General features: G+C 72.8%; 20 protein-coding genes. 8 read left to right on the forward strand and 12 right to left on the reverse strand.

Going from position 1 to position 25,463, the window contains the following annotated elements:
* The first annotated feature begins 1 nt into the window (after position 1).
* Positions 2–538, forward strand: coding sequence for a beta-class carbonic anhydrase (locus OG218_RS07295; protein ID WP_328292542.1), 537 nt, complete (start codon positions 2–4; stop codon positions 536–538).
* 4 nt (positions 539–542) lie between these two features.
* Here OG218_RS07295 and OG218_RS07300 read toward each other — a convergent pair whose 3' ends face one another.
* Entirely contained in the window at positions 543–1,163 is a 621-nt protein-coding gene (locus tag OG218_RS07300) for a hypothetical protein (RefSeq protein ID WP_328292543.1), read from the reverse strand.
* Positions 1,164–1,246: 83 nt separating this feature from the next.
* Here OG218_RS07300 and OG218_RS07305 point away from each other — a divergent pair, with 83 nt between their 5' ends.
* Positions 1,247–3,013 carry a hypothetical protein gene (locus OG218_RS07305; protein WP_328292544.1) on the forward strand — a complete coding sequence of 589 codons (1,767 nt, stop codon included), beginning with the start codon at positions 1,247–1,249 and terminating at the stop codon, positions 3,011–3,013.
* 116 nt (positions 3,014–3,129) lie between these two features.
* Here OG218_RS07305 and OG218_RS07310 read toward each other — a convergent pair whose 3' ends face one another.
* From OG218_RS07310 to OG218_RS07320, 3 genes are read right to left on the reverse strand one after another with little or no spacing between them, the layout of a single operon-like run.
* The gene (locus OG218_RS07310) at positions 3,130–3,957 is read right to left on the reverse strand and encodes a shikimate dehydrogenase (protein WP_328292545.1); all 828 of its coding nucleotides are present in this window, start codon (positions 3,955–3,957) and stop codon (positions 3,130–3,132) included.
* Positions 3,954–4,775 (reverse strand): SDR family oxidoreductase, encoded by an 822-nt coding sequence (locus OG218_RS07315; protein WP_328292546.1) that lies wholly within the window; start codon positions 4,773–4,775, stop codon positions 3,954–3,956. Before OG218_RS07315 ends, OG218_RS07310 begins: the two co-directional genes overlap by 4 nt.
* The gene (locus OG218_RS07320; RefSeq protein ID WP_328292547.1) at positions 4,772–5,932 is read right to left on the reverse strand and encodes an MFS transporter; all 1,161 of its coding nucleotides are present in this window, start codon (positions 5,930–5,932) and stop codon (positions 4,772–4,774) included. The genes OG218_RS07315 and OG218_RS07320 overlap by 4 nt, the downstream gene beginning before the upstream one ends.
* A 39-nt stretch (positions 5,933–5,971) precedes the next feature.
* On the opposite strand from OG218_RS07320, the gene OG218_RS07325 reads away from it, so the two are divergent.
* The 3 genes from OG218_RS07325 to glpK (OG218_RS07335) are packed head-to-tail and all read left to right on the forward strand — an operon-like array spanning position 5,972 to position 9,441.
* Positions 5,972–7,135 carry an ROK family protein gene (locus OG218_RS07325; RefSeq protein ID WP_328292548.1) on the forward strand — a complete coding sequence of 388 codons (1,164 nt, stop codon included), beginning with the start codon at positions 5,972–5,974 and terminating at the stop codon, positions 7,133–7,135.
* A gap of 4 nt (positions 7,136–7,139) precedes the next feature.
* Complete coding sequence (locus OG218_RS07330) at positions 7,140–7,892, forward strand: IclR family transcriptional regulator (RefSeq protein WP_328292549.1); 753 nt, start codon at positions 7,140–7,142, stop codon at positions 7,890–7,892.
* Between the two features lie 19 nt (positions 7,893–7,911).
* The gene (gene glpK, locus OG218_RS07335) at positions 7,912–9,441 is read left to right on the forward strand and encodes a glycerol kinase GlpK (protein ID WP_328292550.1); all 1,530 of its coding nucleotides are present in this window, start codon (positions 7,912–7,914) and stop codon (positions 9,439–9,441) included.
* A 28-nt stretch (positions 9,442–9,469) separates the two neighbouring features.
* On the opposite strand, the gene OG218_RS07340 is transcribed toward glpK (OG218_RS07335), so the two are convergent.
* Both OG218_RS07340 and OG218_RS07345 read right to left on the reverse strand, forming a co-directional pair.
* On the reverse strand, positions 9,470–11,341 hold the full coding sequence (locus tag OG218_RS07340) for an amino acid transporter (protein WP_328292551.1): 1,872 nt from the start codon (positions 11,339–11,341) through the stop codon (positions 9,470–9,472).
* Positions 11,342–11,447: 106 nt separating this feature from the next.
* The gene (locus OG218_RS07345; RefSeq protein ID WP_380161270.1) at positions 11,448–12,212 is read right to left on the reverse strand and encodes a DeoR/GlpR family DNA-binding transcription regulator; all 765 of its coding nucleotides are present in this window, start codon (positions 12,210–12,212) and stop codon (positions 11,448–11,450) included.
* Between the two features lie 67 nt (positions 12,213–12,279).
* Between OG218_RS07345 and OG218_RS07350 the strand changes: the two genes are divergently transcribed.
* Positions 12,280–13,482 (forward strand): MFS transporter, encoded by a 1,203-nt coding sequence (locus OG218_RS07350; RefSeq protein WP_328292553.1) that lies wholly within the window; start codon positions 12,280–12,282, stop codon positions 13,480–13,482.
* On the opposite strand, the gene OG218_RS07355 is transcribed toward OG218_RS07350, so the two are convergent.
* The 3 genes from OG218_RS07355 to OG218_RS07365 are packed head-to-tail and all read right to left on the reverse strand — an operon-like array spanning position 13,464 to position 17,303.
* A complete protein-coding gene (locus OG218_RS07355; RefSeq protein WP_328292554.1) occupies positions 13,464–14,147 on the reverse strand; it encodes a response regulator transcription factor in 684 nt (227 codons plus the stop codon). The two genes, OG218_RS07350 and OG218_RS07355, sit on opposite strands and share 19 nt — an antisense overlap.
* Positions 14,144–16,657 (reverse strand): DUF4118 domain-containing protein, encoded by a 2,514-nt coding sequence (locus OG218_RS07360; RefSeq protein ID WP_328292555.1) that lies wholly within the window; start codon positions 16,655–16,657, stop codon positions 14,144–14,146. The genes OG218_RS07355 and OG218_RS07360 overlap by 4 nt, the downstream gene beginning before the upstream one ends.
* Before the next feature lie 43 nt (positions 16,658–16,700).
* A complete protein-coding gene (locus tag OG218_RS07365; protein ID WP_328292556.1) occupies positions 16,701–17,303 on the reverse strand; it encodes a hypothetical protein in 603 nt (200 codons plus the stop codon).
* Between the two features lie 158 nt (positions 17,304–17,461).
* Here OG218_RS07365 and OG218_RS07370 point away from each other — a divergent pair, with 158 nt between their 5' ends.
* Both OG218_RS07370 and OG218_RS07375 read left to right on the forward strand, forming a co-directional pair.
* Positions 17,462–20,524, forward strand: coding sequence for a DEAD/DEAH box helicase (locus OG218_RS07370; RefSeq protein WP_328292557.1), 3,063 nt, complete (start codon positions 17,462–17,464; stop codon positions 20,522–20,524).
* Positions 20,524–21,318: an SWIM zinc finger family protein gene (locus tag OG218_RS07375; protein ID WP_328292558.1), complete on the forward strand. Its 795-nt coding sequence runs from the start codon at positions 20,524–20,526 to the stop codon at positions 21,316–21,318. Before OG218_RS07370 ends, OG218_RS07375 begins: the two co-directional genes overlap by 1 nt.
* On the opposite strand, the gene OG218_RS07380 is transcribed toward OG218_RS07375, so the two are convergent.
* The 3 genes from OG218_RS07380 to glpK (OG218_RS07390) form a co-directional block, all read right to left on the reverse strand.
* The gene (locus tag OG218_RS07380) at positions 21,282–22,037 is read right to left on the reverse strand and encodes a glutamine amidotransferase (protein WP_328292559.1); all 756 of its coding nucleotides are present in this window, start codon (positions 22,035–22,037) and stop codon (positions 21,282–21,284) included. The genes OG218_RS07375 and OG218_RS07380 overlap by 37 nt on opposite strands.
* Positions 22,038–22,128: 91 nt before the next feature.
* Positions 22,129–23,835, reverse strand: coding sequence for a glycerol-3-phosphate dehydrogenase/oxidase (locus tag OG218_RS07385; protein ID WP_328292560.1), 1,707 nt, complete (start codon positions 23,833–23,835; stop codon positions 22,129–22,131).
* 88 nt (positions 23,836–23,923) lie between these two features.
* A complete protein-coding gene (gene glpK / locus OG218_RS07390) occupies positions 23,924–25,456 on the reverse strand; it encodes a glycerol kinase GlpK (RefSeq protein WP_328292561.1) in 1,533 nt (510 codons plus the stop codon).
* Positions 25,457–25,463 lie beyond the last annotated feature (7 nt).

The raw sequence follows: 25,463 nt of genomic DNA on the forward strand, positions 1-25,463 counted from the left end.
GATGTGCGGTGTGGATCCCTTCACCGACGTCCTGACCGCCAACGCCGAGTACGCGAAGACCTTCGTCGACGACGGCCGCCCCGGCGTGGCCGGCTCCGGCCTCGCCGTGCTGACGTGCATGGACTCGCGCATCTCCCCGCTGGAGATGCTCGGTCTGGCCAAGGGGGACGCGAAGATCCTCCGCAACGCCGGCGCCCGGGTGACCGAGGACGTGCTGCGCACCCTCGTCCTCGCGCACTACCTGCTCGGCGTGGACCGCGTGCTCGTCCTCGCCCACACCGACTGCGGCATGACGAAGAACACCGACGGCGACGTGCACGCGAAGGTCCTCGCCCAGGGCGTGGACTCGCGCAGCATCGACTTCCGCACGATCTCCGACCAGCGCACGACGCTCGTCCACGACGTGCAGCGCATCCGGTCGTGGCCGTTCCTGCCGCCGAAGATGCCCGTCGCCGGCGGGATCTACGACGTGCGGACCGGTGCGATCAACCTCGTCGTGGACGCCGACGCCACCGCCGAGGAACCGCCCCGCACCTGACGGGTCAGGGCGACACCCATCGCCGGAGGGCGGACACCTCCTCGCCGTCGAGCCCGATCGAGCGCAGGTACCCCGCGCTGGACCCGTGCACGTCCCGGACGCGGTCGAGCATCGCGACGATGTTCCGCGCGTCCGGGGCCGTTCGGTCGCCCGGGCTGAGGTCCGGCGGGGTGTTCGCTCGGACGACCCGCCGGTCGGGCACGCTGGACCCGTCCGGCAGCGGCAGTCCACCGAGGTCGGCGGAGTCGTCGAAACCGGCGAGAACCCCGCGACCCCGGGGAGACCCGCGCTTCATCGACTCTCGTCGACTGCACCCGGTGGGTGCGAAACCCCGTTCGCGGTAGAACGCCTGCGCCCGGCGGTTCGGCTCTGCGACCTTCAGCACCGCGGGTTCGGCCGGCAGCACGCCGTCGACCTCGGCGACGGCGATCCGGTTCACGCTCCACCGTTCGTCGGTGAGGGCGCCGATCCAGAACCGTTCCCGAGAACTCAGCAGCCCCGGGTCGTCGAGCACCGCGTCCGCCACAAGACCCCGGTAGGTCTGCCGCCGAGAGTCGACGTGGACCCGCGCCAGGGCCCGCGCGTCGGCGGCGAGCGCACGTCGGAGGAGGAACCCCGCGGTCACGGGCCGACCCTGGTGCCGTCCCAGCACCGCTGCTACGTTCCGCACGACTGCACGTGCTCGCCCCACCACAACCTGGAGCCGTCGTGACCGCACCGTCCCGTCGTTCGTTCGTCGCCGCGGTCGCGGGGGTGGGTGCCGCCGCCGCCGCGGTGGGCGGCGCACCCGCCGCCTCGGCAGCCGAGGAGACCACCTCGCGCCGCCGGCCGGCCCTGACCGCGTCCGTCACCCTCGCGCCGGGGCTGACGCCGAAGGCCGTCACCGGCCGCGTCCACGTCATCCTCACCACGGACGCCGACAGCGAGCCGCGCGAGCAGGCCGGCGACGTCGCCGACGGGGTGCCGTTCTGGGGCCTCGACGTCACCGGCCTCGCCCCGGGCCGCAGCACCACCGTCCCCCTGGCGGCCCCGGCCGTCGGGTTCCCCCTCGCCGACGCCTCGTCGCTGCCCCCCGGCACCTACCGCGCACAGGCGTTCTTCAACGTCTACACGCACTTCTCCCGCTCCGACGGTGCGGAGATCGACCTGCACCTGCCCGGCGGCGACGGCCACGACGTCTTCGCCTCCACCGGAAACCTCTACGGCCCCGTCGTGGAGGTCACCGTCCCCGCGACCGGGGGCCGGGGAACCGTGCACCTCACGCTGGACACGGTCGTGCAACCCTCCGAACCGGTCCCCGCGGGCGGCACGTCGCAGCAGGGCAACCCCGCGGAGTCGCAGCACGTCAAGCACGTGAAGATCCGCAGCGCGGTGCTCTCGGAGTTCTGGGGCCGCGACATGTACGTGGCCGCCGACGTCCTGCTGCCGCTGGGTTACGACGAGGCGGCGAACCGGATCGTGCGCTACCCGATGGAGCTGAACCACGGTCACTTCCCCGGTGACGCACCGCGGAGGTTCACCGAGGACGGCAGCAACGCGTTCAGCGCGTACTGGCTCTCCGGCACCGCACCGAAGTTCATCACCGTGACCTTCCGCCACGAGAACCCCTACTACGACGACTCCTACGCCGTCGACACCGCGAACATCGGCCCCTACGGCACCGCGCTGAACCGGGAACTGCTGCCGGAGGTCGACCGTCGCTTCCGCACCATCGGCGCGCCGTGGGCCCGGGTGCTCTCCGGCGGCTCGACGGGCGGCTGGGAAGCCGCGGCCACGCAGATCTTCTACCCCGACCTCTACCAGGGCGCCTGGGCCGGCTACCCCGACCCGCTGGACTTCCACGCCCACCAGCTCGTCGACGTCTACGGCGACGACAACGCCTACGTCACGCACCACGCCTACCTCGACGTGCCCGTGCCGTCGGCGCGCGAGGTCAGCGGCAAGTCGCAGTACACGATGGGGCAGGAGAACGGCTGGGAGCGCGCCCTCGGCAGCCGCGGCCGCTCCGGACTCGGGCAGTGGGACGTCTGGCAGGCGGTGTTCTCCCCCCGCGGTGCGGACGGCTACCCGAAGCCGATCTGGGACAAGACGACGGGGAAGATCGACCACGCCGTCGCCGCCTACTGGCAGGACCACTTCGACCTCGCGACCTACGTCGAGAAGCACTGGGACGACCTGCGCGAGAAGCTCGACGGCCAGCTGACCATCTACGTGGGCGACGCCGACACCTACTTCCTCAACGATGGCGTCAACCTGTTCAAGGAACGCGTCGACAAGCTCGCCGGATCCAACGTCACGTACCGGTTCGGCCGCAACCAGCCCCACGGCTGGGAACCCTGGACGACCCGGGAGTTCTACGACCTGCTGGCCGACCACGTCGTCGCTAACGCCCCAGCCGCCCAGAAGGGCTCGCTGACCTCCTGGCGCGCCGCCGCGAAACCGGCCGACGCGACGGGCAACGCAACGCTCGGCTGAGGGACGAAAGGACCGGGCAGAGGGGGCAGCGCCCTGGATCCTCCTCTGCCTCGGATCCGCCACGCCGTGGGTGTCTCTCGATCACCCTCCCTGTCCCGCCGGCATCGGCTCCATCGTCAGCGCACCAGCTCCTCGAAGTGGCGGAGCATCCGCTCCGCGTCGGGTTCCACCCCGGTGAACCAGCGGAACGCGTCGACGGCCTGGAACACCGCCATCCCGCCCCCGGTCAGCACCCGGCACCGGCGGGACCGGGCCGCGGTGACCAGGGTCGTCTCGAGCGGTCGGTACACGACCTCCGCGACCCACTGCGCGGGGCGCAGCAGCGACACGTCGAACGGGACTCCCGGGTGCGCGGCCATCCCGGTCGGTGTCGCGTGCACCATCCCGGTGGCGTCGGCCAGGAGTTCCGGCAGGTCGGCCGGGCCGTGGGCGGAACCACCGACCACCGCGGCGACGGCCGCAGCGCGTGAGGGGTCCACGTCGACGACGGCCACCGACCGGACCCCGGCACGTCCCAGCGCGTGCGCCACCGCAGCACCGGCGCCGCCGGCCCCGACGAGCACCACCCGGTCGAGGTCCGCGTCGGGCAGGAACCGGGCCAGCGACCGGCCGAACCCCGAGGTGTCGGTGTTGTGCCCGACCGCCCGCGTCCCGTCGAAGACCACGGTGTTCACCGCGCCGAGTTCCCGGGCGTCGGGGTCGAGCTCGTCGAGGTGGGCGAGGACGAGCTGCTTGCACGGGTGGGTGACGTTGACCCCGGCCCACCCCTGCGAGCGGACCCGGTCCAGCAGCCGCCCGACGTCCCGGGCGGGCACCCGGAGGACGTCGAGGTCGAGACGCCGGTACTCGCAGTGCATCCCGAGTTCAGCCGCCTCGCGTTCGTGCAGGGCCGGGGTGAGGGACGGCCCGATGCCGCTGCCGATCAGCCCGACGAGGTACCTCACCCCTGCGAGAGCTCCGAGAGGTGCTGCCACCGCTTCCACTCCGCCAGCCGCGACTCGTAGTCGGCGGTGGCGATCCCGATCGGGGCGGTGCCGAAGAACACCCGCAGCGGCGGGTTCGGGTCGTCGACGAGGGCGAGGACGGCGGCAGCACTGGCGGCGGGGTCACCCGGCGAGGAGACCCGGCGCTCGCGGGCCTCCGCCGCCTTGACCCGGAACTCGTCGTAGGCCGGGAGCGGTGCGGAGTGCTTGGCGGAGGACCCGCCCCAGTCGGTGGAGAAACCACCGGGTTCGACGAGCGTCACCGTGATGCCGAAGTCGGCGACCTCGGCCGCCAGCGCCTGGCTGAAACCTTCGAGCGCCCACTTGGAGGCGTTGTAGATGCCGATGTTCGGGAACGCCGAGATCCCCCCGATGGAGGAGACCTGGAGGACGTGCCCGCCGCCCTGGGTCCGCATGACGGGCAGCACGGCCTGGGTCACCCAGAGCGCCCCGAACACGTTGGTCTCGAACTGCGCGCGGGCCTCGGCCTCGGTGATCTCCTCGACCATCCCGAACTGGCCGTACCCGGCGTTGTTCACGGCGACGTCGATCCGCCCGAACCGTTCCACGGCCCGGGTCACGGCCGCTTCGACCGCCGCCTTGTCGTCGACGTCGAGGGTCAGCGCGAGCAGGTGGTCGGGGTAGCGCGAGACCAGGTCGTCGAGGCTGGCGGCGTCGCGGGCGGTGGCGACGACCTGGTCACCGCGTTCGAGGGCCGCGATCGTCCACTCCCGTCCGAAACCGCGCGACGTCCCGGTGATGAACCACGTCCTGATCATGCGGGCATCATGCGCCGCTGCCGGAAGGCCGACAACCCCAGGACCGCGAGGATCCCGCCGACCAGCAGCGGGATCCGGAGGTCGACCGCGAGCAGGACGCCGCCGAGCCAGGCCCCGCCGGCGATCCCGACGTTGAACGTCGCGTTGACCACGGCGGGGGCCGCGTCGCTGCCGCTGCTCGCCCGCAGGGCCGCGGTCTGCAGCACCGTGGGCAACCCACCGAACCCGGCGCCCCAGACGACGACCACCACGACCACCGCCGCGGCCACGCCGCTCGACCCGAGCACCGCAGCCGCGGTCAGCAGGCACGCGGCGACCACGAGCACGGCTCCGGCGAGGGAGCGTCCGGGGTGGCGGTCGACGAGGGTTCCGGCCACCACGAGTCCGGCGAGACTGGCTGCGCCGTAGCCGAACAGCACCAGGCTGACGCCGCCCGCGGGAACTCCGGCGCTCAGCACGATCGGCGTGACGTAGGTGTAGGCGGTGTACTGACCGAGGGTGATGACCGCGGTTCCGGCGGCGACGACGAGCAACCGTCGCCCGCGCAACGCGGCCAGGACCGCGGGCGGCGGCTCCGCGTCGACCCGGGTGGCGCCGCGGGGGATCACGAGGAGCGCCGCGACGGCGAACCCCGCGAGCAGCAGGGACGTCGTTCCGAACGCCCACCGCCACCCCACCGCCGTCCCCACCGCGGTGCCGAGGGGAACGCCGACGGCGAGCGCCAGGGTCACCCCCGCGTTCGTGATGGCGAGCGCCCGTCCGCGGCGGGGCGGCGGGACGAGGTCGACGGTCGTCCCGACGACGACGGAGAAGATCCCGGCGTGGGCCACCCCGCCGAGGAGGCGGGCCGCGACCGCCCAGCCGTACCCGGGCGCGACGAGGACGGCGGCGTTGCTGAGGGCGTAGAGCGAGAGCAGGCCGAAGAGCACGCTGCGGCGCGGGAACCGGGCCAGCCACGCCGTGAGCGGGACGGCCGCGGCGGCCACCACGATCGCGTAGGCGGAGACCCACCACCCGATGGCCGAGGCGTCCACGTCGAAGGCGGTCGCGAGTTGGGGCAGCAGCCCGACGGGCAGGACCTCGGTGGTGACGGCACCGAACGACGCGGCCGTCAGGAGGGCGAGCGGTGCGACGGGGAGTCGCTGCGGGGACGGCACGACCGCTAATATACTCGTGCGTCGAGCAAAAGGAGTGGGATGTCGAACCGGCGGAACCTGGGCAGCGAACTGCTGCGGCTGACCCACCTGCGTCCGGGCCTCACCCGCGCCGACGCCGCCCGGGAACTCGGCACCGGGACGGGGACGACCGCGGAGATCGTCGTCCGGTTGCTGGCCGACCACCTCCTGTCCGAGGGCGAGGCCTCCTCGGAGGGCCGGCGCGGGCGACCGACCCGCCCCCTGCTCCCCCACCCCGACGGTCCGCTCGTGCTGGCCGCGGAGATCACCCACGAGGACTGGCGGCTGCGGGTCGTCGAACTCGGCGGCGCGACCCTGGCCGAGGTGGGTGCCCCGCACCCCTCGCACTCCCCCGATCCCGTGCTCACCGCGGTCCGGGCGGCGGCGCGCACGATGCTGCGCCGCTTCCCCCGTCGGGTGCGCGGCGCGGGACTGGCCGCTCCGGGCGTCGTCCGCGACGGCCACCTCCTCGAGGCGCCCCTGCTGGGCTGGCGCGACGTCGACCTGCGGACCGCCTGGCCGCGCTCCCCGGACCTGCCCGCCGAGGCCGTGCTCGCGGGCAACGACGCCCGCTGCGCCGCAACGGCGGAGTCCGTCCGCGGGCGGGCCGTCGGGGCCCGGCTCGCCCTCCACCTGCACCTCGACGCCGGTCTCGGCGGCGCCCTGACCACCGACGGGGAACTCGTCGACGGCGCCCACGGCAGCGCCGGGGAGTTCGGTCACCTGCCCTTCGGGGATCCCGCCCGTTCCTGCGGTTGCGGTGCCCGGGGTTGCTGGGGCACGGCCCTGGACGGAGCCGCCTTCGCGCGGTCGCTGCAGCAGGACGAACCCCACGACCCGGTCGCCTTCAGCCACCGCGTCCTGGACCGCGCCCGGCGCGGTGACGTCGAGGCGCTGCGCGCGGTCGCGGAGATCGCGACGAACCTCGGCCGCGGCATCGCGGGTCTGGTCAACGCGCTCGACGCGGACCTGGTCACCGTCGGCGGGTTGGCCGCACGCCTGCACGACGCGGCACCCGACACCGTGCGCGCCGCGCTCGAGGAGGGGTCGATGACCCTGCGTCGCAGCACACCTCCCGTGCTCACCAGCGGGGCCTTCGGCGCGGACGGTCCGCTCGTGGGGGCCGCGGAACTGGTCTGGTCGCGGTCGTGGAAGCGGCTGGAACGCTCCCGGGGTGCAGGATGAGCCCGTGCCGGGGCCCATCCAGTCCATCGAACGCGCAGCGGCCGTGCTGCGGTTGCTGGCGAGCGCGGGGCAAGGTCTCGGGGTCGTCGACATCGGCAACGCGCTGGGCCTGGCGAAGACGACGGCGCACGGGATCGTGCGCACCCTCGTCGACGTGGGTTTCGTCGAGCAGGACGAGTCGGGCGACTACCGCGCCTCCCCCGGGCTGGCGGACCTGGGCCGACCCCGCATCGACGCCAACGACCTGCGCGCCCGGGCGGTGAACTGGGCCGACTCCCTGGCCAGCCGGACGGGGGAATCGGTGCGGTTGGCGATGCTGGCGGAGGGGCGCGCGCTCGTCGTGCACCACGTGTTCCGGCCCGACGACAGCGCGCAGGAACTCAGCACGGGCGCCTCGTTGCCGGCCCACGCGTGCGCGCTCGGCAAGGTGCTGCTGGCCTCGGCCCCGGTCCGTCCCCGGGGACGGCTCACGGCGATGACGGCGCGGACGACGGTGGACCCGGCGGCGCTGCGCCGCACCCTGGCCGCGGTCCGGGAACAGGGCTGGGCGCTGGACGTGGAGGAGCTCGAGGTCGGCGGCGCGGGCATCGCCGCCCCGGTCCGCGACCTCGGCGGGCTGGTCGTGGGGGCGATCGGCATCGACGGCGACGCCGAGCGCCTCGTGGACTCCCACGGGCGACCCCGGGCTGGGCTGGTACCGGCCGTCCGGCACGCCGCGCGGTCCATCTCGCGGGGGCTCGGCGCGCGTGACCGCTGAACGGTCCGCGTCGGGCAGGATGACCGGAGTGACCGAACAGCGCCCGGAACACCGCGGTTACGTCATCGCGATCGACCAGGGCACGACCTCGACCCGCTGCATCCTCTTCGACCACGCCGGCCGGCTGGTGGCGATCGCCCAGCGGGAACACCGTCAGCACTACCCGAGACCCGGCTGGGTGGAGCACGACGCAGCGGAGATCTGGCGCAACGTGGCGCGACTGGTCCCGCAGGCCATGGCCCAGGTGGAGGCCACCGCGGCCGACGTGGTGGCGATCGGGATCGCGAACCAGCGCGAGACGGTCGTCGCGTGGGACCGGCGCACGGGTGATCCGGTGAGCCCGGCGATCGTGTGGCAGGACACCCGGACCACGGAACTCGTCGAGGGTCTGGCGGCCGACGGCGGCGCCGACCGCTACACCGACGTCTGCGGTCTCCCGCTGACGACGTACTTCGCCGGGCCGCGCATCGGGTGGATGCTCGCCCACGACCCGGCCCTGCGGCGCCGCGCCGAGCACGGTGAGGTGCTGTTCGGGACGATCGACTCCTGGCTGGTCTGGAACCTGACCGGCGGTCCCGACGGTGGGCGCCACGTCACCGACGTGACCAACGCGAGCCGCACGATGCTGATGGACCTGGAGACGCTCGACTACTCACCGCAGATGCTGGCGGTCTTCGACGTCCCGCGCCGGGCGCTGCCGGACATCGTGTCGAGTTCGCAGGTCTACGGGAAGGCGACCACGGTCGTGCCGGGTGCCCTCATCGGCGCGGCCCTGGGCGACCAGCAGGCCGCCCTGTTCGGGCAGACCTGCTTCTCCCCCGGGGAGGCGAAGTGCACGTACGGGACGGGCAGCTTCCTGCTGATGAACACCGGCACGGAGATCACCCGGTCGACCCACGGGTTGCTGACGACCGTCGCGCACCGGATCGGCGACGAACCCCCGGTCTACGCGCTGGAGGGTTCCATCGCGATCACCGGTGCCCTGGTGCAGTGGTTGCGCGACAACCTCGGTCTCATCTCGACCGCACCGGAGATCGAGACCCTCGCCCGGACCGTCGAGGACAACGGCGGGTGCTACTTCGTGCCGGCGTTCTCGGGGTTGTTCGCACCGCACTGGCGCTCGGAGGCGCGGGGTCTGGTCATCGGTCTCACCTCGTTCGTGACCAAGGGCCACATCGCCCGCGCGGCGCTGGAGTCCACGGCCTGGCAGACCCGCGAGGTCGTCGAGGCGATGGACGCGGACTCGGGGCTGCGGCTGGCGTCGCTGCGGGTGGACGGGGGCATGACGTCGAACAACCTGCTGATGCAGACCGTGGCCGACGTCCTGGACGCCCCCGTGGTCCGGCCGATGGTCAGCGAGACGGTGTCGCTGGGTGCGGCCTACGCGGCCGGGCTGGCCGTGGGTTTCTGGCCCGACCTCGACGCCCTGCGCCGACGCTGGCACCGGGCCGGGCAGTGGTCACCGTCGATGGCGCCGGAGGAACGTGAACTCGGCTGGGAGTACTGGCAGCAGGCCGTCCAGCGGACGTTCGACTGGATCCGGCACTGACGTCCGGCGCTGACGTCCGGCACCCTGCTCAGCCCGCGTGGATCCGGGGACGCTGCGCGGGTTCCGGGACGGCCCGGCGCACGACCTCGCGGGTGACGGGTGCGACCTCGCCGAGGCCCAGCAGCAGGAAGCGCGCGAAGTTGACCAGCGGGTTCCCCTCCGACCACTCGAACCAGACGTCGGGCAGCACCCCGGTCCGGTCGCGGACGGCGAGCGAGATCGCGGCGACGGAGTTCGCGACGGCCGAACTGCGGACGGTCAGGACGCGGTGGCCGAAGCGTTCCTCCCCGTGGACCTCCAGTTCGGTCTCGAACTCCGAGGCGTCGGTGACGGTGACCTCGAGGAACACGGCGGGCTCGTCGGCGGGGATGTGCTGGTCGCGGCGTTCGTCGTACATCTTCTCGGCGTACTCGGCCTCGTCCCGGGCGTCGGGTTCGTTGGCGATGATGTTGAGCGCGCCCCGGGCCGCGGCCTCGTCCAGGAACCTCCGGGCCACCTCGTCGAACTCGACCCCGGTGGCCCGCAGCTCGAAAGCGCGACGGGCCCGGGAGACCAGCGAGACCACGATGATCGCCGTGATGAAGCAGCCGGCGATCTGCACCCCCTCGGGACGTTCGATGACGTTGGCCACGGTGGTGTAGAGGAAGACCACGGTGATGGCCGAGAACGCCACCGTCGCCCCGCGTCGGCCCCGGCGGTGGGCGGACAGCGTCACCGCCACGGTGGCGGAGGTGATGAGGACGAGGACGCCGGTGGCGTAGGCACCACCCTGGGCGTCGACGTCGGCGTCGAACAACCAGGTCACCAGGAAGGCGATCGCCGTGAACACGAGGACGAGGGGGCGCACCGCGCGGGCCCACTGCGGGGCCATCCCGTAGCGGGGCAGGTAGCGCGGGACGAGGTTCAGCAGACCGGCCATGGCCGAGGCGCCCGCGAACCAGAGGATGGCGATGGTGCTGACGTCGTAGGCCGTGCCGAAGGCTCCGCCGAGGTACTCGTGGGCGAGGTAGGCCAGGGCGCGGCCGTTCGCCTCGCCGCCGGGCTGGAACTCCGCGGCCGGGATGAGCACGCTCGTCGCGAAGCTGGACGCGAGCAGGAACACGCTCATGACGATGGCCGCGACGGTCAGCAGGCGTTTCGCCCCGGCGATCCGGTCACCGCTGATCTGCGGCATCACCAGGACCCCGGTCTCGAAACCCGACAACCCGAGCGCGAGCTGCGGGAAGACGATGAGGGCCGCGCCGATCACCGCCCACGGCGACGACCCCTGGTGCAGCACGGCGTTCCACCAGTCGTGCACCGACACCGGGTGTCCCGCGACGTGCATGAGGGCGTCGACCACGACGACGGCGTTCAGCGCCAGGAACACGACGACGAGCACCATCGCGACCCCGATGGCCTCGGAGAAGCCCCGCAGGAACACCGCCCCCAGCGCGGCGAGCAGCACCAGGGTCACCAGCACCTGGTGCCCCTCGAGGAACTGGGGGACGTAGGGGTTCTGCAGGGCGTGCTTCGTCGCGTCGGCGGCGCTCAGCGTCATGGTGATGAGGAAGTCGGTGGCCGCGAAACCCAGGAGCACGAGCACGAACAACTTGCCGCCCCACCAGGGCAGGACCTTCTCCAGCATGGCGATGGACCCCTCGCCGTTCGGGCTCTCCTCCGCCACGCGCCGGTACACCGGGAGCGCACCGAGGAGGGTCACGACCACGAGGACGAGGGTCGCGATCGGGGAGATGACGCCGGCGGCGAGGAAGGCGATGGCCGGCTGGTACCCGAGGGTGGAGAAGTAGTCGACCCCGGTGAGGCAGACGACCTTCCACCACGGGTGGCCCGGGTGCTCGACGCGCCCCTTGCCGTGCGGCCCGGGGTGGCGGCTGGCCCGTTCCTCCGATCCCGACATCAACCACGAACGACAGACCTCAGTGGCACGCACGTCTCCATCAGCGCAGGCGGCGCCGGCGAGAGCAACCGGGACGCACCTCCCGCCACTGATCTTGACGCGATCCTTACGCCGGGACGACCTCCACCCGGACCCCGGCCGCCACCAGTCCCGCGACGACCTCGGCCGGCGCGGAGGAGTCCGTCACCAGCACGTCGACCTCGACGAGACCGCAGACCACGGCCAGCGCGGTCCGGTGGAACTTGGCCCCCTCGGCGACGAGGACGGTCCGCTGCGCGCTGCGGCGCAGGGCCTTCTTGACCGCCGCGTCGGCCAGGTCGTGCGCTGTGACCCCCGCGTCGGGGTCGGCCGCGCAGCAGGTCAGCACGGCGGTGTCGAAGCGGAGCTCGGCCAGCGCCCGTTCGGCGAGCGGGCCCACGATGCTGCCCTCGGGGTGGCGCACGGTTCCCCCGGGCAGCAGGAGGGAGACGCTCGGGCTGCCGGCGAGGGCGGCGATCCCCTGCACGGACAACGGCATCACCGTCAGCCGACGACCGGCCAGGGCCTGCGCGGTGGCCGCGCCCGTCGTCCCGCTGTCGAGCACCACGGCCTCCCCGTCGCCGATCAGTCCGGCGACGACGGCTGCGAGGCGTGCCTTGAGCGGCGCCTCGTCGACCGCGCGGACCTCGAAGGGCAACCCCTCACCGCGCAACGTCGAGGGCACCGCCCCGCCACGGACCCGGCGCAGGGCACCGAGACCAGCGAGGACGTCGAGGTCGCGGCGCACCGTGATGGTGGAGGTCTCGAGCCGCACGGCCAGTTCGGGCACCTCGACCCGGCCGCGGGCGCGGAGCAGGTCGAGGATCACGCGGTGTCTCGCGCTCACATCCATGTTCACAAAGTACCTCATCTATGATCGAATGGTCATCCACCACGATCACAACGAGGTTCAGGACGCGATGCCCAGCTCGATCTCCCGGTGGCGCAACGCCATCACCGTCTCCTTCGGCCTCGGTGGCATCGCCCTCTCCACCTGGGGACCACGACTGCCCGCCCTGAAGGCCGACCTGCAGCTGGACACCGGCGGACTGGGGGTCCTGCTCGCCGGGGTCACGGTCGGCTCCGTCGCCGGCCTGCTCTGCGCCGCACCGGTGATCACCCGGTTCGGGGCCCGCCGCGCGATCCCCGCGGTCATCGTCCTCGTGGCGGCGAGCATCGCCTTCATCGGCCTCGGCGCGGCCCTGCCCTCGGTCCCCGTCGTCGGCGTGGGTTTCGTCGTGGCCGGGTTCTGCATCGGTTCGCTCGACGTGATGATCAACATCGACGGAGCGGCGGCCGAGGAGGCCGCCGGGCGCACCCTCATGCCGCTGATGCACGCCGCCTGGTCCGGTGGGGCGGCGGTCGGTTCCGGGATCGGGGCCGCCTGCGCCGCCCTCGACGTCTCCCCGTCGAAGCAGTTCCTCGGCGAGGCCGTCCTGATCGCCGCCGCCGCGGTCTTCGTCGCCCGCAACCTCCCCGACGGCGTCCGCGCCGGGCAGGAGGCACCGCAAGGACCTGCGTCGCAACGCCTCCGCGCCTGGCTGCGGGGCTGGACGGACGTGCGTCTGCTGATGATCGGCGTCGTCATGCTGGGTGCGGAGCTCGGCGAGGGGTCGGCGAACAACTGGCTGACGCTCGCCGCGGAGGACGGGCACGGTCTCGACCCCGCGCTGGCCGCGTTGTTCTTCACCGTCTTCGCCGTCTCCGAGATGCTGACCCGCATCGCGGGCGGCCCGCTCGTCGACCGGTTCGGCAGGGTCACCACCACCCGCGCGACCATCGCGCTCGGCGTCGTCGGTGTCGTGCTGTTCATCCTGGTCGACAACCCGGTCGTCGTCCTCGTCGGCGTGCTGCTGTGGGCGGTCGGGGTGTCGATGGGGTTCCCGCTCGGCATGACCGCCGCGGCCCAGAGCGGCCCGAACCCGGCGGCGCGGGTCAGCGTCGTCGCCGCGATCGGCTACTTCGCGAACCTCGCCGGCCCTCCGGGGGTCGGTTTCCTGGCCCAGTCGACGGGTCTGCTCCCCGCGCTGTGGCTCATCGCCGTGCTGATGCTTGTCGCCTTCGGGGCCGCGGGCTCGTTCGGAACGCGCACCGGTGAGTCTGTTCAGACCTCGAACCGGTAGCCCATCCCCGGTTCGGTGATGAGGTGCACGGGCGAACCGGGCACCTTCTCCAGCTTGCGGCGCAACTGCCCGACGTAGACCCGCAGGTAGTTCGTCTCGCGCCCGTAGGCCGGTCCCCACACCTCCTTCAGCAGCTGGGTCTGGGTGACCAGCCGGCCGGCGTTGCCGACCAGGACCTGCAGCAGGTGCCACTCGGTCGGGGTCAGCTTCACCGGGGCACCGTCGCGGGTCACGGTGCGCCGGGCCAGGTCGATGTGCAGGTCGTCGACGTCGACCACCTCCTCCGCACCACCACCACCGGGCACCTCTCCGCGCCGGACCGCCGCGCGCAACCGGGCCAGCAGCACGTCCATCGCGAAGGGTTTCGTCACGTAGTCGTCGGCCCCCGCGTCGAGGGCGTCCACCGCGTCCGCGGCCGCGGTCCGCGCGGTGAGGACGATGATCGGGACCCGGCTCCAGCCCCGGATCCCGGCGATGACCTCGAGGCCGTCGAGGTCGGGCAGACCGAGGTCGAGCAGCACCACGTCGGGGTGGGTGCTCGCGGCGGCCTCCAGCGCCGACCCACCGTCGGCGGCGACCGTGACGTCCCAGCCGCGGGCGGTCAGGTTGATCGACAACGCCCGCCGCAGACCCGGTTCGTCGTCGACCACCAGCACCCTGCTCACGACGGCGATCCTGCCAGGGGGAGGTCGAGGACCATCGTCAGGCCACCCCCGGGGGTGTCGACCGCCTCCAACCGGCCCCCGACCGCCTCGGTCAGTCCCCGGGCCACGGCGAGTCCCAGACCGAGGCCGGCTCCCGAGCGGTCGCCCAGCCGCTGGAACGGGGTGAACGCCCGTTCCTTCGCCGCGCCCGGCAACCCCGGACCGTGGTCGACCACGAGCAACCGCACCACGCTGCGGGCGTCCTCGGTGGCCACGGCCGCGCCGAGGGCGACCACGCCCCCGCCGTGACGCACCGCGTTCTGCACCAGGTTCGCCACGACCCGCTGCAGCAGCCCGGGGTCCGTCGCGATCGGCGGCAGGTCCGCGGGCAGGTCGAGGCGGACCCGGCCGGGTTCGACGTCGCGCAGCGCCGCACCCACCAGCTCCTCGAGGTCCACGTCCACGACCAGGGCCTCGACGACCCCGCTGCGGACCCGGGTCAGGTCCAGCAGGTCGTCGATCAGCGCCTGCAACCGGTCCGCGGAGTTCCCCACCTCGGCGAGGAGCTCGTCCCGCAGGTCCTGCGAGAGGTCGATGTCGGTGGCCCGCAGGCTGTCCAGCGACGCCTTCAACGTGGCCAGCGGGGTCCGCAGGTCGTGCGAGACCGCGGTCAGCAACGCCCCCCGGACGGCGTCCCCCTCCTCCAGGCGCCGCACCTGGGCGGCCTCGGCCCGCAACCGCTGCCGTTGGCGGACGGCCGCGACCTGGGTGGCGAAACCCTCCAGCACCCGGCGGTCGTCGGCGGAGAGCAAGCGCCCTCGCAACGCCAGGCACGTCAGGTCGTCGACGACGACCTCGGCGTCGGAGTCGCTGGGGCGCAGGCAGACCGGGTCCCCCTCGGAGGCGACGAGGTGCCAGGGCGCCGTCGGTTCCTCGCGTTCGAGCAGCGACACCGAGTCCACGGCGAACGTCTCCCGGGTGTGGCGCAGGGCCTGCGCCAACGGGTCGGCCGCGAGCAGCGCGGTGCGGGTGAGCACGGACAACGCCTCCGACTCCGCCCGGCTGCGGGTCGCGTCCCGCGTGCGGCGCGCGGCCGTGTCGACCGTGCTGGACACGGCGACGGCGACCAGCAGGAAGACGACGAGGGCCACCGCGTTCGTGGGCTGGGCGATCGCGAGCTGGTGGTAGGGCGGGGTGAAGAACCAGTTCACCGCGAAGCTCCCCAGCAGGGCCGCGGCCAGCGCGGGCAGCAACCCGCCGACCAGGGCCGCGGCGACCACGACGACCAGGAAACCCAGCAGGTCCGTCGCGAGGTCCTGCGGGGGGACGGCGAGCAGCAACCCGGTGACCACCGCGGGCCCGGCCACGGCGAGCACCCACCCCCACGCCCGCCGGGGCGCGGGCAGTGTCGCCCGGGGGCGTCCGGGCAACCGCAGCGGCCGGGCCTGCGCCTCGTGGGTCACGACGAGAACGTCGATCGCCCCCGAGCCGCGCACGACGGCGTCCCCGACCCCGCGGCGGACCAGCGAGGCGATGGGCCGGTGGCGACTGGCCCCCACGACGAGCTGGGACGCGTTGACGCCGCGGGCGAACTCCAGCAGGGACGCGGCGACGTCGTCCCCGACGACCTGGTGGTAGGTCCCGCCGAGGCTCTCGACGAGGGTCCGCTGGTCGGCGAGGCGCGCCGGCGAGGTCCGCACGAGCCCGTCACCGCTCGCGACGTGGACGGCGTGCAGTTCCCCACCGGCGCCCCGGCCTGCGATCCGTGCGGCCCGCCGCACCAGCGTCGCCCCCTCGGCCCCGCCCGTGAGGGCCACGACGACCCGTTCCCGGGCGGACCACGTCGCCTCGATCCCCTGCTGGGCCCGGTAGCGTTCCAGCCCCTCGTCGACCCGGTCGGCCAGCCACAGCAGCGCGAGCTCGCGCAGCGCGGTGAGGTTCCCCGTGCGGAAGTAGTTCGACAGCGCCGCGTCGACCCGGGCCGGGGCGTAGACGTTGCCGTGCGAGAGCCTGCGCTGCAACGCCTCAGGGGTCATGTCGACCAGCTGGACCTGCTCCGCCGCGCGCAGGACCGCGTCGGGCAGGGTCTCGCGCTGCTGGATCCCCGTGATGTTCTCCACGACGTCGTTGAGGGACTCGAGGTGCTGGATGTTCACGGTGGAGACGACGTCGATCCCCGCCGCGAGGAGTTCCTGGACGTCCTGCCACCGCTTGGGGTTCCGCGAGCCGGGGGCGTTCGTGTGGGCCAGTTCGTCCACGACCGCCACCTGCGGGTCGCGGCGCAGGACGGCGTCGACGTCGAGTTCGGCGAACTCGACACCGCGGTGCACGACGGCCCGGCGGGGCAGGACCTCCAGGCCGCGCACCGCCGCCGCGGTGTGCTCGCGGCCGTGGCTCTCGACGAGGGCGACGACGACGTCCGTCCCGCGCGCGGCACGACGGTGCGCCTCGTCGAGCGCGGCGTAGGTCTTGCCCACGCCCGGTGCCGCGCCGAGGAAGACCCGGAGTCGTCCCCGGCGGTTCTCGTCCACTCCCACAGTGTCGCCGACCCCGGTCCCGCACCGGGGCGGTCGGTCAGGCGGGCAGCGGAACCCGGTGCGTCCCGCGCAGGCGGAACACCCGGTCGGGGGCGCCGTCGATCCCGTCGAAGCCGAGGCGGACGTCGCTCACCCAGGCGGCGCGGATCTTCAGGTCGTCGCAGGTGCTGCGGGGGTTCGGGAACTGGAAGCCGGCGTTCAGCCTGGCGGCGTTCGTGCCCTGCCGGGTGTAGCGGTTCGTGGTGCCGCCGTAGCCGCCCCAGATCCCGGACGGGGCGAGGGTGGTGCTCAGCCACCGGACCCGCGTGCTCGTCCCGCACGTGTAGCGCTCGGTCAGGCGGGCCGAGGAACCGGGACCGCCGAAGCCGCCGAGCTGGTTCTGGCTCGACGGGTCGTCGCTGAGGCCGCCGTAGGCGTCGAAGCCGGAGACCGTCGCGGTGACGTAGACGTAGCCGCAGTCCGAGGACGGCGGGTGGATCGACTGGCAGCCGAAGAAGACCGGGTTGGTAGCGGGACCGTAGACGCCGACGTCCACGGCCGACAGCGTGAGACCGGACCGCGGGCCGGCGGACGCCACCGGCGCCACCCCGACGAGCAGGACGAACGTGGCCGCGAGCGCGGCGAAGACCTTGCGGTACATGGGATTCCCCCCGGAACCAGAGACGTGCGGACGACAGGCGACCACTCCCCCCGGCGGTGGCCGTGGCCATCACCCTGCCACGTCCACTAGGCCGAACGGGTGACTTCCCCGGAACTCGTCCAGGCGTCGCGGACCTGTCGTGCCCGTAGGCTGCCCCGGTGCTGGTCGTCCACGGGCTCTGGACCCGCGCGCAGACGCTCGTCCTCTGGGTCGAGGTGCCGCGCCGGCGTCCCGGCACCGCCCGGCCCGCCGACCTGACGGCCCTGGCCTCCCTCGCACCCCGCGCCACGGCGCTGGCCGACGCCCTCTCCCGCCCGGCCGGCCGGACGGTGACGCTGCTGCTCCCGTGCACCCCGGCGGGGCGTCCGGCCGCCTCCACGGGGCGGCCGCGCGAGGACCTGCGGCTCGCCCCGGTGGAGGTGGACGTCGTGGAGCTCCCGGGGGCCCGGGCCGTCGAGGTCCTCGCCGAGGTCAGCGCGCAGCAGCCGCCCGTCTCCGACGGGTTGCGCTGGATCGCGCACGTCGCGGCGGGCGCCCGGGCGGCCGTCGACGCGGGGCACGTCGTCCCCAACCTCGTCGGCGACGGTGAGCGGTTCACCGCCCGCTGGATCCCCTTCCCGGACCGCGCGTTCCACCGCTGGCGCGCCGCCGTCGCCGAAGCCTGCCCACCGGTGCTGCGCGCCGAGCCCGGACCGGGACGCCACGACGGACCGCCGGCGGCCACCGCGGTCCTCGACGACGTCTGCACGCTCGTCGTCGACGTCCTCACCGCCGAGCGCACCGAGCGGGTCCGGCTGCACGACGTGCCGGAGGGCCCGAGCGTGCAGGGCTGGATCGGGGCACTGCAGCGGGGGGAACCCGTCCCGGACGCCGGGAACCTGCGGGCACTGTCACGGCGGGTCCGCGAGTGGCACCGCAGCGGTGACGACGCCGGTTACGACGTCGTCCTGCGCGTCGTGGAACCCGAACCGTGGGAGGACGTTCCCGAGGAACTGGCCGACGGGAAGCTCGACACCCGCGAGTCCGACCAGGTCGCGGACCTGAACTGGCGGATCCAGACCCGGCTGCGCCCCTTGGACGACCCGAGTCTGACCCTCACCCTGGACCAGGCGCGGGCCGAGGGGGCGAGTTCCCCCGACGGTGAGGACCCGTTGCTGCTGATGCTCACGGGGACCGCCCGCGCCGGTGCCGTCCACCCGCCGTTGCGGCGCATCCTCGGCGGGACGGCACGACGCGGGGACGCGGCCGCCGAGGCCGGGGTGGAACTCTCGATCGAGGAACTGCTCGACCTCGTCGAGAACGGCGGTCCGAAGCTCGCCGCCGCGGGGATCCCGCTGCAGCTCCCCCGGCACTGGACGAAGAAGGCGCTGTCGCTGTCCCTCAACGCCTCCGCCACCCAACCCGGGATGATCACCGATCCGCAGGTGCGCAAGGACGACCTCATCGCCTTCCAGTGGCAGGTCGCCCTCGGCGACTCCCCGATCACCGAGGCCGAACTCCTGGCCCTGGCCGCCTCCAAGGCCTCGCTGGTCCAGTTCCGCGGGGAGTGGGTCCAGGTCGACCTCGACACGTTGCGGCGCAGCGCGAACTTCCTCCGCACCCGGGGCAACGGCAAGGCCTCGGTGCTGGACGTCCTCTCGATGGTCGGCGCCGGCCGCGACCTGCCGGCCCCGGTCACGGGGGTCGACGCGCGCGGGATCCTCGGGGACGTGCTGTCGGGTGACGCCGCCCAGCGGTTGCCGGAACTCCCCGACCCGCCGGGGCTGCAGGCCGTCCTGCGGCCCTACCAGCGCCGCGGTCTGACCTGGCTCGCGACGATGTCCGACCTCGGCCTCGGTGCCGTCCTCGCCGACGACATGGGGCTCGGCAAGACGTTGCAGTTGATCGCGTTGCTGCTGCACGAGAAACCCCGCGAACCGGGCCCGACCCTGCTGGTCTGCCCGATGTCGGTCGTCGGGAACTGGGCCGCGGAGGCGTCCCGGTTCGCGCCGGGGCTGCGGGTGCACGTCCAGCACGGGACGGGACGGCCCCGGGGCGCGGAGTTCGCGGCGGTCGCGGCGCAGCACGACCTGGTCGTCACGACGTACGGGCTGCTGGTCCGCGACGTGGCCGACCTCGCCGCGGCGACATGGCACCGGGTCGCCCTCGACGAGGCCCAGTACGTGAAGAACGCCAACACCCGACAGGCCCGCGCCGTGCGGGCGATCCCGGCCGCGCACCGGGTCGCCCTGACCGGGACGCCCGTGGAGAACCGGCTGGAGGACCTGCGGGCCGTGCTCGACGCGACGAACCCCGGACTCCTGGGCAGCGCCGCGAGCTTCCGGGACACCTTCGCCGTCCCCATCGAGAAGCTCGGCCACGAGGAACCCGCCCGTCGCCTCGCCGTCGTCACCCGACCCTTCGTGCTGCGCCGGGTCAAGACCGACCCCACCGTCGCCGGCGACCTGCCCGAGAAGATCGAGATGACCGTCCGGGCCAACCTCACCCCGGAGCAGGCGGCGCTCTACCGCAGGGTCGTCGACGAGCTCGTGAAACGGCTGGCGGACAAGGACTCCGACCCGGGCGGGATGTCCCGTCGCGGCCTGATCCTCGCCACGCTGACCCGGTTGAAGCAGATCTGCAACCACCCCGCGCACTACCTCGGCGACTCCTCCGGGGTTCTGCACCGCGGGCGGCACCGGTCGGGGAAGCTGGAACTCCTCGACGACATCGTCACGTCGGCGCGGTCCGAGGGTGAGAAGGTCCTCTGCTTCACCCAGTTCGCCGAGTTCGGCCACATGCTCGGTCCGCACCTCGCCGATCGCACCGGGGAACCCGTGCCGTTCCTGCACGGCGGCGTCTCGCGACGGGGCCGCGACCGGATGGTCGCGGAGTTCTCCGAGTCCGACGGACCGGGGGTCATGCTGCTCTCCCTCAAGGCGGGCGGCACCGGGCTGAACCTCACGGCGGCCAACCACGTCGTGCACGTCGACCGCTGGTGGAACCCCGCCGTCGAGGACCAGGCCACCGACCGGGCCTACCGGATCGGGCAGCACCGCCAGGTCCAGGTCCGCAAGCTCGTCAGCGTCGGAACGGTGGAGGAACGGGTGGACGCCATCATCACGCGGAAACGGGACCTGGCCGACTCCGTCGTCGGCAGCGGGGAGGGCTGGATCACCGAACTCGACGGGGACGCCCTGCGCGAACTCATCAGCCTCGGCGACGACGCGGTGGGCGACTGATGCCCGACTGGGAGCAGTACGGCCGGCGGCGCGCGGGCGGGGGCCCGAAGCTGCGGTCGCAACGCGGCCGGATCGCGCAGAACTGGTGGTCCCAGCGGTTCACCGCCGCGCTCGAACGCACCGGTGACGCCGGGAGGCTGGCCCGGGGCCGGACGTACGCGCGGGCGGGGCAGGTCGTCGAACTGACCCCGCGACCGGGGGCGGTCGGCGCCCGGGTGCAGGGGTCCCGGCCCCGGCCCTACCTGGTCGAGATCCTCGTCCGCCGGTGGTCGGCCTCCGAGGTCGAGGCCGTCGTCGCGACCGTCGTCGAGAACCCGTTGCTGCTGGCCCCGCTGTTCGAGGGTGACGTCCCGCCGGGACTGGTGGACCTGCTGTCCGGCATCGGGATCGAACTCCTGCCCGAGGACGCCGAGGTCGAGTACGACTGCAGCTGCCCCGACGACGGGGAACCCTGCAAGCACGCCGCGGCCGTCGTCTACGCCCTCGCCGAACGGCTCGACGCCGAACCCGCCACGACGCTGACCCTGCGCGGGGTGGAACTCGGGGACCTCGTGCGTCGCATCACCACCGCCGCCTCCGGACCCTCCGAACCCGTGGAGGATCTGTCCCGCCACGTCGCGACGTTCCACCGCAGCGGCGGGCCGCTGCCCGAGCTGGGGGTCGCACGCCGGATCCCGGGCCGGACCGTGGTCGACGACCTCGACGACCTCGTCCTCGGTCCCGGCGCCGCAGGGATCGCCGACGTCCTGCGGCCCTGCTACGTGGCCTTGAGCTCCCGCTCGTCGCGCCGGTAGCGCCGCACGAAACCCCGGAGCAGCGCCGTCGCCGCCGTGGCCTCGGAGCGGCGCAACTGCGCGACGACCTCGTCGTACTCCGCCGGGTCGAAGTACCCCTCGTGCCGGTAGACCGCGACCCGCTCCAGGATGCCCTCGACGTCGAGTTCGGGGTGGAACTGGGTGGCGTACTGGTGGTCCCCGACGCGGAAGGCCTGCACGGGGCACGTCGGGGAGGACGCCAGGACGACGGCGTGCGGGGGGAGGTCCCGGACCGCCTCCTTGTGACCGACGAAGGCGTCGAACGTCGAGGGCAGGGAACCGAAGAGGGGGTCGGCCCGGCCGGCCGCGGTGAGCGTCACCGGGACCGTGCCGATGGGTTCGCCGTGGGTGTGGTCGACGGTCCCACCCTGGTGCACCCCCAGGGTCCCCACCCCGTAGCAGGCGCCGAGGAACGGCACGTCCTCCTCGATGACCCGGTCCATCAGCCCGGAGAGTTCGCGCTCCACCCGCCGCTGGACCGGGGACTTCGTCTCCTCCGGGTCGCTCGTGCAGAACGGGCTGCCGCCGAGGAGGATCCCGGAGAACTCCGCCAGGTCCAGCTCCGGCAGCGGGTCGCGCTCCAACCGGACCCGCCGCAGCTCCCCCGGCCCGAACTCCCCGTAGCGCAGGAACGCCTCGTACTCCGACGCCGCGACGGCGTCGTCGGCACGGGTCGCCAGCAGCAGGAACGGTCTCACGGACGTGACCCTAGATCGCGCTCCCGCCCGGCGCAGGGTGAACGCCGCAGGCCCCCACCCCGTCGGGGTGAGGGCCTGCGGGCTCAGCGGATCAGACGGGGACGATCTCCGGCGCCTGCAGCCGCACGGCGTCGGCGGAGGCGTCGTCCGGCTGTTCCTGCGAGGCGCGTTCGGCGGCCACGCGCTGCTGGTAGGTCTTGACCTCGGTGGAACGACGTTCGTCGTCCCAGCCCAGCGGCCCGGCCATCAGGTCGGCCGCGAGTTCCGCGGTCTCGGTGCCGCGGTCGTAGGTCTCGATCGAGATCCGGGTGCGGCGGGCGAGGACGTCGTCGAGGTGACGGGCACCCTCGTGGGTCACCGCGTAGACGACCTCGGCCTTCAGGTAGTCGTCCGCGTGCGGCAGGGCCTCACCCAGCGTCGGGTCCGCCGCGACGAGCGCGAGGACCTCGTCGATCGCCGAGCCGTAGCGGTTCAGCAGGTGCTCGACGTGGTCGACGTGGATGCCGGCCTGCGCCGCCAGGGCGTGACGACGGTTCCACATCGCGTGGTACCCCTCGGCCCCGACCAGCGGGACGTTCTCGGTCGTGGAGACCGGGATCTTCCCGTCGAGACCGTCGACGGCCACGTCCACGGCGTCCTTGGCCATGACGCGGTAGGTCGTGTACTTCCCGCCCGCGACGACGACGAGACCCGGGACGGGGTGGCCGACGACGTGCTCGCGGGAGAGCTTGGAGGTCGACTCCGACTCCCCCGACAGCAGCGGACGGAGGCCCGCGAAGACGCCCTGGACGTCCTTGCGGGTCAGCGGGGACTTCAGCACCGAGTTGGCGTGCTCGAGGACGTAGTCGATGTCGGCGCTGGTCGCGGCCGGGTGGGCCTTGTCCATCGTCCAGTCGGTGTCGGTCGTCCCGATGATCCAGTGCCGGCCCCAGGGGATGATGAAGAGGACGGACTTCTCGGTCCGCAGGATCACACCGGTCTTGGACTGGATGCGGTCGCGCGGGACGACGAGGTGGATGCCCTTGGACGCCCGGACCTTGAACTGCCCGCGGGCGTTCACCAGTTCCTGCGTCTCGTCGGTCCAGACACCCGTCGCGTTGATGACCTGCTTGGAGCGGACCTTGATCTCGGCCCCGGTCTCGAGGTCCACGAGGACCGCACCGATGACGCGCTCACCCTCGCGGATGAACTCCTTCACCCGGGTGCGGTTGGCGATCATGGCCCCGTAGGTCGCCGCGGTGCGGGCGATCATCATGGTGTGGCGGGCGTCGTCGACCTGGCCGTCGTAGTACTGGATCGCGCCGACCATGGCGTCCTTGCGCAGACCGGGGGCCTCCTTGGCGACACCGCGCCGCGTGAGGTGGCGGTGCAGCGGGAAGCCCTTGTTGTTGCCCCCCGAGATCGCCATGCCGTCGTAGAGCGCGATGCCCGAGCCGATGTAGGGACGCTCCACGAGGCGCTTGGACAGCGGGTAGAGGAACGGCACCGGCTTCACCAGGTGCGGGGCGAGCTTGTTGCGCAGCAGACCGCGCTCGCTCAGCGCCTCGTGCACCAGCGCGAAGTCCAGCATCTCCAGGTAGCGCAGGCCACCGTGGATCAGCTTCGAGGACCGGCTCGAGGTACCCGACGCCCAGTCCCGTGCCTCGACCATCGCGGTGCGCAGACCGCGGGTCACCGCGTCGAGCGCGGCTCCCGTCCCGACGACGCCGCCACCGATGACGAGGACGTCGAGTTCACCTTCTGCCATCTCGCGCAGCGCGTCTTCCCGTGCCTGCGGTGACAGTGCCTTGATCTCCACGTCCTGCTCCTCAACCTCTTCGTGCGGGTCCTGCTCCATGGTGTGCGCCGGGCGCGCATCGCGCGCGCCCGACGCGTTCAGGGGTGGGTCAGTCGACGTCGACCCAGTTCAGCGTGCGCTCCACGGCCTTCTTCCAGCCGGTGTAACCGTCCTTGCGCTGCTCCTCGTTCCAGGTCGGCTCCCAGCGCGCGCCCTCGTTCCAGTTCTCGCGCAGCTCGTCGAGGTTCTTCCAGAACCCGACGGCCAGGCCGGCGGCGTAGGCCGCGCCCAGCGCCGTCGTCTCGGCCACGACGGGCTTGGAGACGGGGACGCCGAGGATGTCGGCCTGCAGCTGCATGCAGAGCTGGTTGGCGGTGATGCCGCCGTCGACCTTGAGCACCTCGACCTCGACGCCGGAGTCGGCGGTCATGGCCTCGGTGACGTCGCGGCTCTGGTAGCAGATCGCCTCCAGCGCGGCCCGGGCGATGTGCGCGTTGGTGTTGTAGCGCGAGAGCCCGACGATGGCGCCGCGGGCGTCGGAGCGCCAGTACGGCGCGAACAACCCGGAGAAGGCCGGCACGAAGTAGCAGCCGCCGGAGTCCTCCACCTGGCGGGCCAGCGACTCCGACTCCCCGGCACCGGAGATGATGCCGAGCTGGTCGCGCAGCCACTGGATGGCCGAACCGGTGACGGCGATCGAGCCCTCGAGGGCGTAGACCGGCTTGTCGTCGTTGAACTGGTAGCAGACCGTGGTCAGCAGCCCGGCCTTGGAGCGCACGAGCTCCTCACCGGTGTTCAGCAGCATGAAGTTGCCGGTGCCGTAGGTGTTCTTGGCCATGCCGGGGTCGAAGCAGACCTGCCCGACCATGGCGGCCTGCTGGTCGCCGAGGATCCCGGTCAGCTTGACCTTGCCGCCCAGGGGGCCGGTCTCCAGGGTCTCGCCGTAGCCCTCGGTGTAGGAGGACGGCTTGATCTCGGGCAGCATCTGGCGGGGGATGCCGAAGATCGCGAGCAGCTCGTCGTCCCAGTCGAGGGTCTCGAGGTCCATCAGCATCGTGCGGCTGGCGTTGGTGACGTCGGTGACGTGGGCGCCGCCGCGCGGGCCGCCGGTGAGGTTCCAGATCAGCCAGGAGTCGGTGTTGCCGAAGATGGCGTCACCCTTCTCCGCGGCCTCGCGCACCCCGTCGACGTTCTCGAGGATCCACTGGATCTTGCCGCCGGAGAAGTACGTGGCGGGCGGCAGACCGGTCTTCTGGCGGATCTTCTGGCCGCGCTCGTCGCGGTCCAGGGCCGAGGCGATCCGGTCGGTGCGGGTGTCCTGCCAGACGATCGCGTTGTAGTACGGGCGACCGGTGGTCTTGTTCCAGACGACGGCGGTCTCGCGCTGGTTGGTGATGCCCAGGGCGGCGAGGTCCTTGTAGGTCAGGTTGGCCTGGCGCAGACCGGACTGGATGACCGAGCTGGTGCGCTCCCAGATCTCGATCGGGTCGTGCTCGACCCAGCCGGGCTTGGACATGATCTGGGTGTGCTCGAGCTGGTACTTGGCGATCTCGTTGCCGCCGTGGTCGAAGACCATGAAGCGGCTGGAGGTGGTGCCCTGGTCGACGGCGCCGACGTACTGGGGTCCGCTGGTGTCTGCCATGTCTTCT

The organism is Kineococcus sp. NBC_00420, assembly GCF_036021035.1.
Taxonomy (GTDB): Bacteria; Actinomycetota; Actinomycetes; order Actinomycetales; family Kineococcaceae; genus Kineococcus.

Coding starts and splice junctions, on each gene's coding strand:
- OG218_RS07295 (WP_328292542.1), top strand. CDS start 2: ATGTGCGGTGTGGATCCCTTCACCGACGTCCTGACCGCCAACGCCGAG.
- OG218_RS07315 (WP_328292546.1), bottom strand. CDS start 4,775: ATGATCAGGACGTGGTTCATCACCGGGACGTCGCGCGGTTTCGGACGG.
- OG218_RS07325 (WP_328292548.1), top strand. CDS start 5,972: ATGTCGAACCGGCGGAACCTGGGCAGCGAACTGCTGCGGCTGACCCAC.
- glpK (WP_328292550.1), top strand. CDS start 7,912: ATGACCGGAGTGACCGAACAGCGCCCGGAACACCGCGGTTACGTCATC.
- OG218_RS07340 (WP_328292551.1), bottom strand. CDS start 11,341: ATGTCGGGATCGGAGGAACGGGCCAGCCGCCACCCCGGGCCGCACGGC.
- OG218_RS07345 (WP_380161270.1), bottom strand. CDS start 12,212: ATGGATGTGAGCGCGAGACACCGCGTGATCCTCGACCTGCTCCGCGCC.
- OG218_RS07350 (WP_328292553.1), top strand. CDS start 12,280: ATGCCCAGCTCGATCTCCCGGTGGCGCAACGCCATCACCGTCTCCTTC.
- OG218_RS07365 (WP_328292556.1), bottom strand. CDS start 17,303: ATGTACCGCAAGGTCTTCGCCGCGCTCGCGGCCACGTTCGTCCTGCTC.
- OG218_RS07375 (WP_328292558.1), top strand. CDS start 20,524: ATGCCCGACTGGGAGCAGTACGGCCGGCGGCGCGCGGGCGGGGGCCCG.
- glpK (WP_328292561.1), bottom strand. CDS start 25,456: ATGGCAGACACCAGCGGACCCCAGTACGTCGGCGCCGTCGACCAGGGC.